The 15,802-nt window shown below is 59.2% G+C and carries 16 protein-coding genes and 1 riboswitch; of the genes, 8 read left to right on the top strand and 8 right to left on the bottom strand.

The features are described 5' to 3' along the window. Positions 1–9 precede the first annotated feature (9 nt). Positions 10–1,119, bottom strand: a complete 1,110-nt coding sequence (gene hppD / locus AC1DF8_RS10410) for a 4-hydroxyphenylpyruvate dioxygenase (RefSeq protein ID WP_478153346.1) — start codon at positions 1,117–1,119, stop codon at positions 10–12. A gap of 127 nt (positions 1,120–1,246) precedes the next feature. Between hppD and AC1DF8_RS10405 the strand changes: the two genes are divergently transcribed. Further along, the gene (locus AC1DF8_RS10405; RefSeq protein WP_478153344.1) at positions 1,247–1,726 is read left to right on the top strand and encodes an Lrp/AsnC family transcriptional regulator; all 480 of its coding nucleotides are present in this window, start codon (positions 1,247–1,249) and stop codon (positions 1,724–1,726) included. Between the two features lie 35 nt (positions 1,727–1,761). Here AC1DF8_RS10405 and AC1DF8_RS10400 read toward each other — a convergent pair whose 3' ends face one another. Further along, positions 1,762–2,223: an Lrp/AsnC family transcriptional regulator gene (locus AC1DF8_RS10400; protein ID WP_478153342.1), complete on the bottom strand. Its 462-nt coding sequence runs from the start codon at positions 2,221–2,223 to the stop codon at positions 1,762–1,764. A 119-nt stretch (positions 2,224–2,342) separates the two neighbouring features. Here AC1DF8_RS10400 and AC1DF8_RS10395 point away from each other — a divergent pair, with 119 nt between their 5' ends. After that, positions 2,343–3,134 carry a phenylalanine 4-monooxygenase gene (locus AC1DF8_RS10395; protein ID WP_113202187.1) on the top strand — a complete coding sequence of 264 codons (792 nt, stop codon included), beginning with the start codon at positions 2,343–2,345 and terminating at the stop codon, positions 3,132–3,134. 165 nt (positions 3,135–3,299) lie between these two features. On the opposite strand, the gene AC1DF8_RS10390 is transcribed toward AC1DF8_RS10395, so the two are convergent. Continuing rightward, entirely contained in the window at positions 3,300–4,325 is a 1,026-nt protein-coding gene (locus AC1DF8_RS10390) for a substrate-binding domain-containing protein (RefSeq protein WP_112546103.1), read from the bottom strand. Between the two features lie 299 nt (positions 4,326–4,624). On the opposite strand from AC1DF8_RS10390, the gene AC1DF8_RS10385 reads away from it, so the two are divergent. From AC1DF8_RS10385 to AC1DF8_RS10360, 6 genes are all read left to right on the top strand, one after another. Next, a complete protein-coding gene (locus tag AC1DF8_RS10385) occupies positions 4,625–5,890 on the top strand; it encodes an ABC transporter substrate-binding protein (RefSeq protein ID WP_113116674.1) in 1,266 nt (421 codons plus the stop codon). Positions 5,891–5,974: 84 nt separating this feature from the next. After that, a complete protein-coding gene (locus AC1DF8_RS10380) occupies positions 5,975–6,961 on the top strand; it encodes a carbohydrate ABC transporter permease (RefSeq protein ID WP_112972693.1) in 987 nt (328 codons plus the stop codon). Beyond that, positions 6,961–7,791 (top strand): carbohydrate ABC transporter permease, encoded by an 831-nt coding sequence (locus AC1DF8_RS10375; protein WP_113208279.1) that lies wholly within the window; start codon positions 6,961–6,963, stop codon positions 7,789–7,791. The genes AC1DF8_RS10380 and AC1DF8_RS10375 overlap by 1 nt, the downstream gene beginning before the upstream one ends. Before the next feature lie 12 nt (positions 7,792–7,803). Then, positions 7,804–8,832 (top strand): ABC transporter ATP-binding protein, encoded by a 1,029-nt coding sequence (locus tag AC1DF8_RS10370; RefSeq protein ID WP_478153338.1) that lies wholly within the window; start codon positions 7,804–7,806, stop codon positions 8,830–8,832. 76 nt (positions 8,833–8,908) lie between these two features. Then, entirely contained in the window at positions 8,909–9,694 is a 786-nt protein-coding gene (locus tag AC1DF8_RS10365; RefSeq protein ID WP_478153336.1) for a ThuA domain-containing protein, read from the top strand. Positions 9,695–9,705: 11 nt separating this feature from the next. After that, entirely contained in the window at positions 9,706–10,836 is a 1,131-nt protein-coding gene (locus AC1DF8_RS10360) for a Gfo/Idh/MocA family protein (RefSeq protein WP_478153334.1), read from the top strand. An 83-nt stretch (positions 10,837–10,919) separates the two neighbouring features. Here AC1DF8_RS10360 and ribB read toward each other — a convergent pair whose 3' ends face one another. From ribB to AC1DF8_RS10335, 5 genes are all read right to left on the bottom strand, one after another. Further along, the gene (gene ribB / locus AC1DF8_RS10355; protein ID WP_478153332.1) at positions 10,920–11,546 is read right to left on the bottom strand and encodes a 3,4-dihydroxy-2-butanone-4-phosphate synthase; all 627 of its coding nucleotides are present in this window, start codon (positions 11,544–11,546) and stop codon (positions 10,920–10,922) included. Positions 11,547–11,661: 115 nt separating this feature from the next. Continuing rightward, positions 11,662–11,806: riboswitch (FMN riboswitch) on the bottom strand. Between the two features lie 106 nt (positions 11,807–11,912). Continuing rightward, a complete protein-coding gene (locus AC1DF8_RS10350; RefSeq protein WP_478153330.1) occupies positions 11,913–12,695 on the bottom strand; it encodes a glucose 1-dehydrogenase in 783 nt (260 codons plus the stop codon). Between the two features lie 74 nt (positions 12,696–12,769). Then, complete coding sequence (gene tpiA, locus AC1DF8_RS10345) at positions 12,770–13,507, bottom strand: triose-phosphate isomerase (protein WP_112971687.1); 738 nt, start codon at positions 13,505–13,507, stop codon at positions 12,770–12,772. Between the two features lie 4 nt (positions 13,508–13,511). Continuing rightward, positions 13,512–14,300: an SDR family oxidoreductase gene (locus AC1DF8_RS10340; RefSeq protein ID WP_112546489.1), complete on the bottom strand. Its 789-nt coding sequence runs from the start codon at positions 14,298–14,300 to the stop codon at positions 13,512–13,514. A 22-nt stretch (positions 14,301–14,322) separates the two neighbouring features. Then, entirely contained in the window at positions 14,323–15,801 is a 1,479-nt protein-coding gene (locus AC1DF8_RS10335) for a sugar ABC transporter ATP-binding protein (protein WP_113145177.1), read from the bottom strand. Position 15,802 lies beyond the last annotated feature (1 nt).

Below are 15,802 nucleotides of genomic sequence, written 5' to 3'. Positions count from 1 at the left end.
CCCAAGAGTTTACTCCGCCGCAGTCCCGATGACACCACGCTTGATCTGATCGGCCTCGATCGACTCGAACAGAGCACGGAAATTGCCCTCGCCGAAGCCCTCGTCGCCCTTGCGCTGGATGAATTCGAAGAAGATCGGGCCGATGACGGTCTTGGAGAAGATCTGGAGAAGGATTTTTGTCATGCCGCCATTCAGCACGCCCTCGCCGTCGATGAGGATGCCATGCCGCTTCATGCGTTCGACGGGTTCGCTATGCCCGTTCACGCGTTCATAAGACATATCGTAATAGGTCTCCGGAGGCCCTGGCATGAAGCGTAGACCATTGTTGGCAAGCCCGTCGGTAGCCTCGTAGATATCTTCCGTTCCAACGGCGATGTGCTGGATTCCCTCGCCTCTGTACTTCTTTAGATATTCCTCGATCTGGCTCGTGTCGTCCTTCGATTCATTCAGCGGAATGCGGATCTTGCCGCAGGGCGACGTGATCGCCCGGCTCACCAGACCGGTGATACGCCCATCGATATCGAAGAAGTGGATCTGTTTGAAATTGAACAAGTTTCGATAAAAATCCCACCACTTGTCCATGTTGCCGCGAAAGACGTTGTGGGTGAGATGGTCGAGATAGTAGAAACCGATCCCCTGGGGATGCGGATTACGCTCGCCAAGCCAATCGAACTCGGCATCGTAGGCCGATCCCTTTGCGCCATAGGTCTCGACGAAGTAGAGCAGCGAGCCGCCAATACCGACGATCGCCGGGACGTCGAGCGCCTTGTCGTCCCCTTCATAGGGCACGGCGCCTTTTGACACGGCGTGATCGAATGCGTGTCTGGCGTCGACCACGCGCCATGCCATCGACGGAGCGCAGGGACCATGCTCTGAGACGAAACGAGCGGCATGGCTGCCGGGTTCTGCATTCAGGACATAGTTGATGTCGCCCTGACGCCAGACGGTGATGTCTTTCGTTTTGTGCTTTGCGACTGGGACGTAGCCCATGCGCGCAAAGAGTTCGCGCAGCTTCTCGGGCTCAGGATGGGCGAATTCGACGAACTCGAATCCATCGGTGCCGGCCGGGTTGTCGGCAGTGATTTCCGAGGGCGGCGCGTCATGCGGAAAAGGGCCCATTTTCTCCTCCTGGGAACTGGACTTCGATATGCAAAGTGTGGCGCAAAACGCATGCAAAGTTCTTGCATTCTTCACGCATGAGGAAAAGATTATGCACATTTCGTGAGGATTCTTGAGGTTTTGCGCAATGGATGAACAGCTCGACAGATTGGATTTACGCCTGCTCCAGGAGCTTCAAAAAGATGGCCGGTTGACGAACAATGAGTTGGGCGAGCGGATCGCGCTTTCCCCCTCGCAATGCTCGCGCCGGCGCACCAGACTGGAGTCCGAGGGATATATTCGCAGCTACCGGGCCTATCTCGATCAACAGAAGCTGGGTCTGGATATGCTGGTGGTCATCTCCGTGACGCTTGCGACCCACAACAGGGACAATGCCCGCAGGTTTTCGCAGCTGATCAACGGATTGCCGGAAGTTCTCGAAGCCTATGCGCTGACCGGTGAAATGGACTATCACCTGAAGGTAGCGACCCGCGGGCTCGCCGACCTCTCGAAATTCGTCAACGACGTTCTGTTACCCCACGAGTCGGTGCAGCACGTGAAGACCTCGATCGTGCTCGACACGCTGAAAACATTCGAAGGCTTTCCGATACACATTCCGGGTCATTGACATCGCGATAGCACGCAGTGATCCGGCACCAAGCGTCAGAGCGGCAGCTCGGTCGAGAATTTCAGCTCGCGCAGCACGAAGCTCGATACAACCGTGCGCACATGCGGGTTGCGCATGAGGTAGCGGGTCATGAAGGCTTCGTAGCCTTCCACGTCTCTCGCCCTTATCTTCAGCATGTAGTCGAAGGCGCCTGACAAGGCGTAGCACTCCATGATTTCTGGCCGCTCCAGAACCACCGAGGCGAAGGATGCGACCGCCTCTTCGTGATGATCCTCCAGTGTTACATGCGCGATGACGCAGAGCTTGAGATCGAGTTTTCCGGGATCGAGCAGCGTCACGCGCTTGCGGATGACACCGTCAGCCTCAAGCTCCTGGATCTTCCGCCAGGCCGAGCTCTGAGACATGCCGGCCTTTTCCGCCAGGTCTGTCAGCGAGAGGCTGCCGTCGGCCTGGACGAGTTGTAGAAGTTTACGGCGAAAATTCCCAGATTCTTTCATTTTTGGCAGCCTGCTCGGGAATATTTGCCACCAATATGACGACAGCCACCACGAAAGAAAAGAAAATCCTCCAAATCCGGGGGATAATGGCGTGGAGGCCGTCCCCGGAGGATCAGATCATGACCAAGGAAAGCAGCTACACCGCAAAATTGCCCGGGACCGATGGTCTATATGACTATAGCTCCGAAGAGGATGCAATTTGGGGCGAACTCTACCGGCGCCAGATCAAGCTGCTCGCCAATACGGCCTGCCGCGAATATCTTGATGGCGTTAAAATGCTGGGGCTCAAGCCCGACAAGGTGCCTCAGCTTCTTGATGTGAACAGGCGCCTGAACGAGACCACCGGCTTCGGCGTGGAAGGTGTACCGGCGCTCATTCCGCCCTCGCGCTTTTATGAACTTCTGTCGCAAGGCAAATTCCCGCTCGCAACCTTCCTGCGCCGTCGCGAACATATCGACTACATCGAGGAGCCGGATCTGTTCCACGAGGTTTTCGGCCATTGTCCGATGCTCACCAACCAGAGCTATGCCAATTTCGTCCGACATTTCGGCGAAGCCGCCGTCCGCCTTGGCAAAGGCTATTCCTGGCATCTGTTCCGTATCTTCTGGTTTACCGTCGAGTTCGGTCTGATCAATACGCCGCAAGGCCGCCGCTGCTTCGGCGCAGGGATCGTTTCATCGCCAAGCGAAGCCAAGGCGGCAATGGAAGGCACGGCATGCGAATTTCGGCCATTCGATCTCATGAGCGTGCTGAGAACGCCCTACCGGATCGATATCCTCCAACCGATCTACTACGTCATCGACAGCTTTGCCGATCTTGAAGCGATCGTTGAACAGGATATCGAAGGCATGATTCTGAAGGCGAAATCGCTGGGCGATTTCGCGCCAGCTTTCGAAGCCAAAGCTTCGTGAAACGCTGACAATATGGCGGCGGCGAGGAGCGAGCTTTGGCCATCCCTTCACCGATCTTCCAATCCTGGCAACGCTCGCTTCGGTCCGCTCAACCTCCCAGATCATCTCGCCCTGAGGCAACTGACGACTAGACGACGTCAGCGATGCTTCGCAAACGTCAGTCGCTCAGGTCTGAAGCGCTCGCACCGGCCCGGTGGACTCGCGCAGGATGAGTTCAACCGGCCATAATTCATGAATCTCCGTCGGCGAACGCCCCGCCAGAAGCTGAAGAACGAGATCAGCGCAACGCGTACCAGCCGCACGCATCGACGACCGGGTAGCCGACAAAGACGGGGCCATGTTGTCGGCCGTCAGATAGGGAAAGACGTCATCGTGAGCGATGACCGAGACATCGCTGCCGATCTGCAGCCCCAGCGAACGCGCGGCCCGGTAAATGCCGAGCGCCGTCATCATCGATCCGGCGACGAATGCCGTCGGCCGCTTAGGCTGCTCGAGAAATGAGCGTGCAAAGCGAAAACCGAGTTCGTCGGTAAAATTGCCGTTGGCGATCAATTGCGGATCGACGTCGATCCCGTAGCTCTGCAAGGCGCTGCGGTAACCGATGTCACGATGCAGAGCATAGGTCGCACCCTGGCGGCCATTGATCATCGCAATCCTCGTATGACCGAGATCGATCAGATGCGAAGTCGCACGGCGCACAGCCCCTTCATTGTCGATATCGAGCCAGGGGTGCGGCACGTCGATATCTGACCGGCCATGAACGAGAAACGGCATTCCCAACTCATGCAGCAAAGCGATGCGCTGATCGTTGGGTCGAGGCGAATGCACGATCATTGCATCCACCCTCTGGCTTTCCGCCAGCCGCCTGTAAAGCTGCATCTCTGCATCGGATTCTGGATTGGCCATCGGAATGACCAGAATATCGGTGTCTTCCGTGACAAGGCGCTCCGCCATGCCCGCCATGAATTCCGCGAAGTGAAACTCGCCGGCGCGCCCCATGACAACACCAATAGCGCCGACCCGGCCGGTTTTCAGCCTGACCGCATTGACGTTCGGCCTATAGCCCAGCCGCACGGCCTCTTGAACGACGCGGGCGCGCGTCACCTCGCTTACCTCGGGATAGCCACTGAGCGCGCGGCTGACAGTCGTCGGAGATAATCCAAGTTGTTTTGCGAACTCTTTGAGTTTCATTGACCGAAAAGACTTTCATCGCCTGCGCTGCCGGGCATCTATACCATCGGCCTCGCAAATTCCACATTCTATGCCGTCGACTATATTTTCTCAAATCGATTTCAATTTTATTCGCCGCCTAGATGACCGCCACCAGGCTCAGGAAATCACGACTCATGACTTCACCATTGATTTATAACGACATTTTGTATTGCTAAACAAGTACCGGTAGCAGCCCAGAATCCGCCTTGACAGGGTATCAACCTTCTGACAGGTTTTCACAGCCAAATCGATTTCAATTTGGTCTTTGGGAGGAGAAAATGAAGTTTCGTTTCACAGCGGCCGCTGTCGCGGCTGCGCTTATCGGCGCGTCGGTACCGTCTTATGCCGCCGAGATCAGCATTTCAGCGAGCTCTACCGGCAAAAACCTCGATCTGCTCCGTAAGCAGCTCGATGCCTTCGGGAAGGCCACCGGCAATACGGTCAAGATCGTCACCATGCCGTCCTCATCCACGGAACAGTTTTCGCAGTATCGGCTCTGGCTTGCAGCCGGCAACACAGATGTCGACGTCTACCAGACGGATGTTATCTGGGCCCCGCAGTTGGCAGACCAGTTCGTCGACCTGAAGGATGCCACCAAGGACGTCGTCGGCGACTTTTTCCCGGCGATCGTTGCCTCCCAGACCGTGAATGGCCGCCTGGTCGCAATGCCGCTTTACACGGACGCGCCGGCCCTCTTCTACCGCAAGGATCTTCTTGAAAAATACGGCAAGCAGCCGCCGAAGACCTGGGACGAGATGGAGGCAACCGCCAAGGAAATCCAGGAAAAGGAACGCGCCGCCGGTCAGAAGGATCTGTGGGGTTATGTCTTCCAGGGCAATGCCTATGAAGGCCTAACCTGCGATGCGCTGGAATGGGTCAAGTCCTCGGGCGGCGGCCAGATCATCGAGACCGACGGCACGATTTCAATCAACAACGAGAAGGCTGCGGCAGCACTCAATCGCGCCAAGGGCTGGATCGGCACGATTTCGCCGAGCGGCGTGCTTGCCTATCAGGAAGAAGAATCCCGCGGCGTCTGGCAGACCGGCAACTCCGTCTTCATGCGTAACTGGCCCTACGCCTATGCGCTGGGCAACGGCGCCGACAGCCCCGTCAAAGGCAAGTTCGACGTGACGACGCTTCCCGTTGCCGCAGAAGGCGACAAGCCCTCCTCGACGCTCGGCGGCTGGAACCTCGCCGTCTCGAAATATTCGAAGAACCCGGATGCGGCGATCGAACTCGTCAAGTTCCTGACCTCGAAGGATAGCCAGAAGCAGCGCGCTATCGAGCTTTCAAACCTGCCGACCCTGTCGGCGCTCTATGACGACAAGGATATTGCCGCCGCGCAGCCTTTCATGCCGAACTGGAAGCCGATCTTCGAGAACGCCGTGCCGCGGCCGTCGGCTGTTGCCAAGGTCAAGTATAACGAGGTTTCCGCCAAGTTCTGGACTGCCGTCCACAATACGCTCTCCGGCAGCGGGACAGCCGAAGAAAACCTAGAGCTTCTCGAAGCCGATCTGACGACGCTGCAAGGCAGCGGCTGGTAACCGATCGAGGCGGCAGTGTCGGATCTCCCGCCGCTGCCGCTTCCGATAACGCCGTCGTCGATTGTCTCATGAAGCGGATATTCCATGAGTGAAGTTGCAGTCTCCCAAAATCTGAGCACGGGCGCGCGCGCAAAAGCGATCTCTTCGGATCTGAGCGCGGAACGCGTCCGGTCCGCCTGGATCTTCCTGGCTCCGACCCTGTTGATCCTGGCCATCGTTGCCGGCTGGCCACTGTTCCGCACCATATATTTCAGCTTCACCAACGCGTCGCTGACGAACCTCGGTGATGCCAAGTTCGTCGGCTTCGACAACTATCTTTCCTGGGTCACCCTGAAAAGCGGCCGCACGATCTACAGAGGACTGCTGGCCGATCCCGCGTGGTGGGGCGCGGTCTGGAACACGGCAAAATTCACACTGTTATCGGTGACCATCGAAACCGCGCTCGGCCTCATCGTCGCTCTTGTGTTGAACGCACAATTCGTTGGCCGCGGCATCGTGCGCGCCGCCATCCTCATCCCCTGGGCGATCCCGACCATCGTTTCCGCCAAGATGTGGGCCTGGATGCTCAACGACCAGTTCGGCATCCTCAACGACATGTTTCTCGGCCTCGGGCTCATCAGTCAGAAAATCGCTTGGACGGCGGATCCCAATACCGCGATGATTGCCGTGCTGATCGTCGACGTCTGGAAGACGACGCCGTTTATGGCGTTGTTGATCCTCGCAGCCCTGCAAATGGTTCCAGCCGACATCTACGAGGCTGCCAAGATCGACGGCATCAATCCCGTCAAAGTGTTCTGGCGTCTGACCCTGCCACTGATACGCCCGGCCATCATGGTTGCAGTAATCTTCCGCATGCTCGACGCCATGCGCATCTTCGATCTCATCTACGTGCTGACGCCGAACAACGCCCAGACCAAGACCATGTCGGTGATGGCGCGCGAGAACCTCTTCGATTTCGACAAGTTCGCCTATGGCGCGACCGCCTCCACCGTTCTGTTTCTCATTATCGCCTCGGTCACCGTGCTCTACATATGGCTCGGCCGCGTCAAACTCGGGGGGCGCGAACACTGATGCTACTCACAGCCACAAAGAATACCCTGTTCTATCTGTTGGTCGCCGTCATCGTCGTCATCGCAGTCTTCCCGTTCTACTATGCGATCCTGACGAGTTTCAAAGCAGGCACCGCCCTCTTCGAGGTCACCTACTGGCCAAGTTCGATCTCGCTGGAAAACTATGCCGGCGTGCTGACGACGGGCAGCTTCATCCGCAGCCTCGGCAATTCGCTGCTCATTGCCTGCCTCGTGGTTGCCGCCTCTCTGCTGCTCGCGGTGACCGCATCCTACGCACTTGCCCGCGTGCATTTCCGGGGTCGGGCACTCCTGATGCTGACCATCCTGTCCGTCTCGATGTTTCCGCAGATTGCTGTCCTGGCGGGGCTTTTCGAGCTCATCCGCTGGATCGGCATCTTCAATACGCCCTTCGCATTGATCTTCTCCTACATGATCTTCACGCTGCCTTTCACGGTCTGGGTGCTGACGACCTTCATGCGGGATCTGCCGATCGAGATCGAAGAGGCGGCCATCGTCGATGGCGCCTCCCCCTGGGTCATCATCACGCAGGTGTTCATGCCACTGATGTGGCCAGCGCTCGTCACCACCGGCCTGCTCGCCTTCATCACGGCCTGGAACGAGTTTCTGTTCGCCCTGACTTTCACCTCATCGGATGCGCAGCGGACAGTGCCGGTGGCGATCGCTCTGCTTTCTGGCGGCAGTCAGTTCGAAATCCCCTGGGGCAATATCATGGCGGCATCGGTCATCGTCACCGTGCCCGTCGTCATCCTTGTTCTTATTTTTCAACGCCGGATCATTTCCGGGCTGACCGCCGGCGGCGTCAAAGGCTGAGGAAAGCGCGACATGGCACAAATTAGACTCGATAATATCCGCAAGAGCTTCGGCGCGTTTGAAGTCATCAAGGGCGTCAGCATGGACATTCGCAAGGGCGAATTCATGGTCTTCGTCGGCCCGTCCGGCTGCGGCAAGTCCACCTTGCTGCGCCTGATCTCGGGACTTGAGGACATAACGTCAGGCACGCTCTCCTTCGACGGCGAGCCGGTCAATCGTCTGTCTCCCTCCAAGCGCGGGATCGCGATGGTCTTCCAGTCCTACGCGCTCTATCCGCATATGACGGTCTACGAAAACATGGCCTTCGGCATGAAGCTCTCCGGCCGGACCAGGGAAGAATGCAAGGCGCGCGTCGAACAGGCGGCCGGCATGCTGCAGCTCTCGCCCTATCTGGAGCGCCTGCCGCGCCAGCTTTCCGGCGGCCAGCGCCAGCGCGTCGCCATCGGCCGCGCCATCGTTCGCGACCCGAAGGTCTTTCTCTTCGACGAACCATTGTCGAACCTCGATGCTGCTCTGCGCGTCGCCACAAGGCTGGAAATCGCCAAGCTTCATCGCGGCATGCATGACACGACGATGATCTATGTCACCCATGATCAGGTCGAGGCCATGACCTTGGCCGACCGGATCTGTGTCTTGCGCGATGGCGTTGTCGAACAGGTCGGAACACCGATCGAACTCTACGAGACCCCGAATTCGATCTTCGTTGCCGGTTTCATCGGCTCGCCGAAAATGAACTTTCTCTCCGGTCCGTTTGCAGCACCCTATAATGCCCACACGATCGGGGTCCGGGCCGAACATATTGAATTCGCCGATCAGGCCCCAGCGTGGACCGGTACCGTCATCCATTCCGAAATCCTCGGATCGGACAGTTTCGTCTACCTCGACATCGGCTCCGCGGAGCCGCTCATCGTTCGAGAGACCGGCGTGTCCAGCCATCAGCCCGGCCAACAATTGGGCGTATCGCCGCTCAACGGCCGCATTCACCGCTTCGACCAATCCGGACGCGCCCTCGAAAGGGTTCCTTTCAAGGGCGCTGCCTGAACAACCCATCAAACCAACAGGATCTGACCGCCTCCCATCGGTTCCGGTCCGCTACTTGCTGTAAAGGAGCATAGTCATGGCCATTCGCACCGTCGTATGGGGAGAGAACATCCATGAGACAACCAATGAGATCGTCCGGGGCATCTACCCTGAAGGCATGCACACGACCATCGCCAAGGCGCTGAACACGGATCCGGCGATTTCGGCGACGACGGCGACACTGCAGGAGCCCGAGCATGGTCTCACCGAAGCCCGGCTTGCCGAGACCGATGTCCTGACCTGGTGGGGTCACAAGGGTCATGGTGCTGTGTCCGACGTCGTCGTGGAGCGCGTCGCCAAGCGGGTCTGGGAAGGCATGGGCCTCTTGGTGCTGCATTCCGGCCATTTCTCGAAGATCTTCAAGCGGCTGATGGGCACTCCCTGCGCACTCAAATGGCGCGAGGCGGGCGAGCGCGAGCGACTGTGGACGATCAATCAGCGCCATCCGATCGCAGCCGGTATCGGCGAGCATTTCGAACTGGAAAACGAGGAAATGTACGGCGAGCAGTTTTCCGTGCCGGAGCCGTTGGAGACGGTCTTCATCTCCTGGTTCCAGGGCGGCGAAGTCTTCCGTTCGGGCCTGACGTGGCGGCGTGGTGCCGGCAACATCTTCTATTTCCGTCCCGGTCACGAAACCTACCCGACCTATCACGATGCAACCGTGCAGAAGGTGCTGATCAATGGCGTGAAGTGGGCCTATAACCCGCAAGGCGATCTGAAGAGCATCACCGATGCTCCGAATGTGCCGGTAGAAAAAGCACTGGAGCCGATCGTCGAACGCGGCCCGAGACTGCATCAGGCCGGCGAAGCCGGTTACCGCTGAGGAGAATAGAAATGCGTCTACTCGTTCTTGGTACGGGCACGATGGCCAAAAACCAGGTTGCCAACTTCCTCGCCATCGACGGTGTCGAGGTGGTCGGCGCCGTCGATACGGATCGGGGCCGGCTCGATGAGTTCGCCGATCATTTCAACATCGAAAAACGCTTCAGCACGCTCGACGAGGCGATCGCTTGGGGCGAATTCGATGCAGCCACAAATGTAACGCCTGACCGCATCCACCACGCGACAAGCCTCGCGCTGATCGCCGCCGGCAAGCACGTCTTTTGCGAGAAGCCGCTGGCGGAAAACTATGCGCATGCCTTGGAAATGACGGAAGCCGCGGAAGCGGCCGGCGTCATCAACATGGTGAACCTTACCTATCGCAATGTCGCACCGCTGCAGCGCGCCCGCGAGATGGTACTGGCCGGCGAACTCGGCACTATTCGTCATGTGGAAGCGTCCTATCTGCAGAGCTGGCTGGTATCGCGCGCCTGGGGCGACTGGCGCACGGAATCGCGCTGGCTCTGGCGTTTGTCTACCGGCCACGGATCGAACGGCGTGCTCGGGGATGTCGGCATCCATATCCTGGATTTTGCCGCCTATGGTGCGGCGACTGACATCGATCACGTCTTTGCGCGGCTGAAGACCTTCAACAAGGCACCCGGCGGGCAGATTGGCGAGTACATGCTCGATGCCAATGACAGCTTCACCATGTCGGTCGATTTCACCAATGGCGCGCTCGGCGTCATTCATGCGACCCGCTGGGCGACCGGCCATCTGAACGAGCTGAAGCTGCGCATCTATGGCGAAAAAGGCAGCCTCGAAGTCATCCACCGCCCGGATGGTTCGGATCTTCGCGGCTGCTTCGGCGACGACATTGAAAGCGCCACCTGGCGTGATATCGAGGTGCCGGCAGTGCTGACCAATTATCAGCGTTTTGCAGAAGCGGTCAGGACCGGCAAGCAGGACGATCCCACCTTCCGCCACGCCGCCAATCTGCAGAAGGTCATCGATCTCGCGATCGTATCGGAGAAAGAACGTCGGGAGCTCAATCTGCTGGCCTCGGACACCCCGGAAGCCACGGCTGACCAGGAACCGGAAGGCAAGGCGGACGATCAGGGGCCGGTGCTGGCACTCGTCGTCTGACGGGTTGGAAAATATCGAAGGCCCGAATGTTCGGGCCTTCCTTGAGCCGACTGAGCTCGCTCTGCTTACTGCTCAACCGGCAGCTAGGCAGCCCTACCAGCCGCGCTCGCGCCCCGATAGGCAATGAGATCCTCGATGGTGATCAGGTGAAGGCCGTGCCGCTCGGCAAACTGCTCAAGCTCCGGCAGACGCGCCATCGTGCCATCATCATTGGCCACTTCACAGATGACACCCGAGGGCGACAGGCCGGCAAGCCTTGCAAGGTCGACAGCCGCCTCCGTATGGCCCGGACGCGAAAGCACGCCGTTCGGATGCGCACGCAGCGGGAAGATATGACCGGGCCGCGCAAAATCCTCAGGGCGGGAATCCTCGCCGATGAGCGCGCGAACGGTTGCGGCGCGGTCAGCGGCTGAAATACCGGTTGTCGTTTCAGGGATATAGTCAACCGAGACGGTGAACGCCGTCTTCAGGAGTTCGGTATTGTTGGGGACCATCTGCGGGATCTGCAGTTCGTCCAACCGCTCACCTTCCATGGCCACGCAGATGAGGCCACGGGCATAATTCATCATGAAGGCGATTGCCTGCGGGGTGATCGCTTCGGATGCAATGACGAGGTCGCCCTCGTTTTCCCGATCGCGGTCGTCGACGACAACCACGATCTCGCCCCGCGCAATCGCGGCGATCGCATCTTCTATCTTGGAAATTGCCATTTCTCTGCCTTTCAAGGGTTAGCCGCGTGAGCGGCATTCATGGCCTGTCAAAAGCCACCATTATCCCTTGGGCGAACAAGCATATGAAACGCCGCATGCCGAGCGGCGTCCTCTGCGTTGCTCTCTTCCATCCGGACTGTGACCGTCGGCTCCGGCATCTCACCGGATCTGCTGACCCTTCGCTTTCACGAAGGCGCTCGCGGGCTCCGAGTTGCCTCGATACCGCCGGTGGGGAATTGCACCCCGCCCTGAGAACACTGCTTATGTAAATGACGAATGGCTTGTTCTGCAAGAGGTTGGGTACAGATCACGTCGCGAGAATTGCTTCTCCGTGATGAAAGCACCGTTTCCTATTGTCGAACAGCGCTAGGACATGATCAGCCCACCATCGACATTGATGGTCTGGCCGGTGATATAGGCCGCGTCATCGCTTGCAAGAAAAGTGACAAGGCCGGCGACGTCTTCGCCCGATCCGGCGCGCTTCATCGGGATGCCTTCGACCCATTCTTTCATGAGCTCGCCGGGTGCGTAGTTGCCGAGCAGTTTGCCCCATGCCTGGTCGTTATAGGCCCACATGTCGGTTTCGATTATGCCCGGGCAGAAGGCGTTGACGGTGATACCATCGGTCGCGACTTCCTTCGCAAGGCTTTGGGTGATGCCGACGACGCCCATCTTCGAGGCAGCATAATGCGGCGTATAGATGAAGCCGTCGCGCGCCTGTCCGGACGCCGTGTTGATGATACGTCCGCCGCGACCATGTTTGCGCATGCGAGCGATCGCTTCCTGGGCACAGAGGAACACGCCCTTGGTATTGACTGCCATGACCTTGTCCCACTCGCCCTCGGTCATGTCCTCGATGCGGGCGATGGTGATGACACCGGCATTCTGGATTGAGACGTCGACGGCACCGAAGGCCTCCTCAGCGGCGTCATAGAGAGCTTTGACGCTTGTCTTGTCAGTGACGTCGCCAACAAAGGAGATCGCCTTTCCGCCGTCGGCCTTGATCTGCCCGGCGACAGCATGCACGCTCTCCTCATTGGCGGAAACCACGAGATTGGCGCCCTCGCGCGCGAAGCGTTTGGCAATCGCCGCACCGATACCGCGGCTTGCACCCGTAATAACCACGGTCTTGTTTTCGAAGCGTTGCATTCTCTTTATCCTTTCGTTGGAGCCTCGCGGAGAGCCGTTTTGCAAACCGGCGACACTTGGCTCCTCACCAGACTTCAAACGGCTGCAGAAATGATCCCGGCAAATTCCGATGCCTTCAGCGAAGCACCGCCGACCAGCGCTCCATCCACATTGCGAAGCCCGAAAATCGCCTCGGCATTGGATGCCTTGACCGAACCGCCATAGAGGATCCTGACCGAATGGCCGTCATCGCCCAGCCGCTCTTCGAGCATCTGCCGGATCGCGGCATGGACCTCCTCAATCTGTTCGTTGGTCGGCACCAGCCCGGTTCCTATCGCCCATACGGGTTCGTAGGCGATGACGAGATTGGCGCTCGTTGCTCCCTCGGGGACGGATTCTCTGAGCTGCCCGCCAACAACTTCGATCGCTCGCCCTTCATCGCGCTCGTGCCGCGTTTCACCGACGCACACGATCGCGATCAGGCCCGCCCGACGAGCGGCAATCGCCTTTGCAAGGACAATTTCATCATCTTCGCCGTGAGACACACGGCGCTCGGAATGCCCGAGGATGACATAGCGCGCGCCGACATCGGCAAGCATTTCAGCAGAGACATCGCCCGTATGCGCACCTGACTGCTGCGCATGGCAATCCTGTGCGCCGACGGCCAGGTTCGAATCCCTGACCCGCTCCACCGCGCGATCGATCAGCGTGAGGGGCGGGCAGACGACGATATCGCACGTCGCACCGCCCGTTAGTCCCTTCAGCGCCTCGATCTCAGCTTGGGAGGAGATGAGACCGTTCATTTTCCAGTTGCCTGCGATCAGCTTGCGCATCGTATCACCAGCAGCAGAAGCCGCCGTCGACGAGCAGATCGACGCCCGTCACGAAACTTGCGGCATTCGAAAGCAGGAAGACCGCCGGACCGACCATCTCATCGACACCGGCCATGCGCTGCATCGGCGTCTGCTCTTCGAAGAGCTTGGTCTGATGTACCATCTCCGGCCGGGTGTTCATCGGCGTTGCCGTATAGCCCGGCGAAATCGTGTTGACGCGGATGCCGCGCCCGACCCACTCCATGGCGAACGACTTCGACATATGGATCACGCCCGCTTTCGAGGCATTGTAATGGGCCTGGCTCAAACCGCGATTGACTATAACGCCCGACATGGAGGCGATGTTGACGATCGACCCGCGGCCATTCTTCAACATGGCCCGCGCTTCGGCCTGGCAAGACAGGAAGATGCCCTTCAGGTTGATGTCCATCAGCGTCTGATACTGGTCCTCTTCCATCTCCTCGGCGGGATTGGCGTTGGCGATTCCGGCCGCATTGACGGCAAGCGAGAGAGCCCCGAGATCGGCTTCAGTGCGGGCGACCGCATCCGCCAGAGACGACTTGCTGGTGACATCGGCGGCAATCTCGATCGAGCGGCGGCCGGCAGCCCGGATATGGCTGGCAGTGGTGGCAAGGCCGTCATCGGTGCGGCGATCGAGAAGCGCCACATCGGCGCCGCACTGGGCAAGACCAATCGCGATCCTTTGCCCGATGCCGCTGCCGGCGCCCGTCACGATGGCGACCTGGCCGCTGAGATCGAATAGTTTTGGTGCGTTCAGAGAGATGTCGGACACCGCTCTTCCTTTCTGTCTTTGCCTAGATTGTCGCCAGTTCCATGACCGAGACGTCGTTTGCCTCGTCACGCTTCAGAATGCCTGCCTGTTTGCCCTGCGCCAGCACGAGAATGCGGTTCGACACGCCGAGAACCTCCTCGAGGTCGGAGCTCACGACGATGACAGCAACACCCTGTTTGGCGAGGTTGACGATGATGTCGTAGATGCCGGCGCGGGCGCCGACATCGATGCCCCGTGTCGGCTCGTCCAGCACCACGACCTTGGGATCACGCATCAGCCATTTGGCGATGACGACCTTCTGCTGGTTGCCGCCCGAGAGATCGGAAGCGAATTGCTCCGCGCGTCCCTTCACGCCGAATTTCGTCACCGCCTTTTCGGCGAAAACGCGTTTCACGCCCGAGGTGAGCCAGCGCCCGCCAAGCTTGTCGAGATTGGCGTAAATGATGTTCTCGCTGATCTTATGTGCAACCACGAGGCCCTGGTCCTTGCGGTCCTCGGGCACCATCACAATGCCCTTGGCGATCGCATCCGCAGGGCTGCGCAGCTTCAGCGCTTCGCCTTCCAGCCTGATCGAGCCGGCGCTGATTGGATCGGCACCGGAAATCGCCCGCACGAGCTCGGTGCGACCGGCGCCGACGAGGCCGGCGATGCCGAGGATCTCGCCGGCATGAACGTCGAAACTCACATCGCGGAAGGAATCGTCCGGCGACGTCAGGCCGGATACCTCAAGCACGGGCCTGCTCGTCGGCTCGGGAAGGGTCGGAAACATGCGATCGAGCGAGCGGCCGACCATGCTCTCGACGATCGTGCGCACCGGCGTCGCGCTGTCGGCAAATTCATGGACGCGCTCTCCATCGCGAAGCACGACGATACGGTCGGTGATCTTTTTGATCTCTTCCATGCGGTGGGATATGTAGATGATCCCGACACCCTCGGAGCGGAGCTTGCGGACCTGCTCGAACAAGGCCTCCGTCTCCGCGCCGCCAAGGGCTGCGGTCGGCTCGTCGAGGATCAGGAGTTTTGCGTTGAGCGCCAGCGCCTTGGCAATCTCGATCAGCTGCTGATTGGCGGTCGAAAGACCGGCAACCTTTCGGGTCGCGGGAATGTGCAGGTTCAGCCGCGCGAGTTGCTCCTGAGCACGGCGGACCATCTGGGTGCGGTCGACGACGCCATTCTTCATGGGCCATCGGCCGATAAAGACATTTTCGGCGATGGAAAGATGCGGCAGAAGCTGCAATTCCTGATGGATCAGCACGACGCCCTTGTCGATCGCCTCGCGCGGAGCGGCCGGGGCATAAGGCTGCCCCAGCCATGTCATCGAGCCCTCGGAAGGTGTGCGTGATCCGGCAATGATGCCTGACAGCGTCGACTTGCCGGCGCCGTTTTCACCGAGAAGTGCCACCACCTCGCCGGGATAGACGTCCAGGTCCACATTTTTCAGAACCTGGAGCGGTCCGTAGCGCTTGGATATGCCCCTCAGGGAAAGAACCGGCTCGGTCACA

Source organism: Rhizobium sp. 05N49, from assembly GCF_056396805.1.
This window is presented reverse-complemented; position numbering and strand designations above follow the sequence as displayed.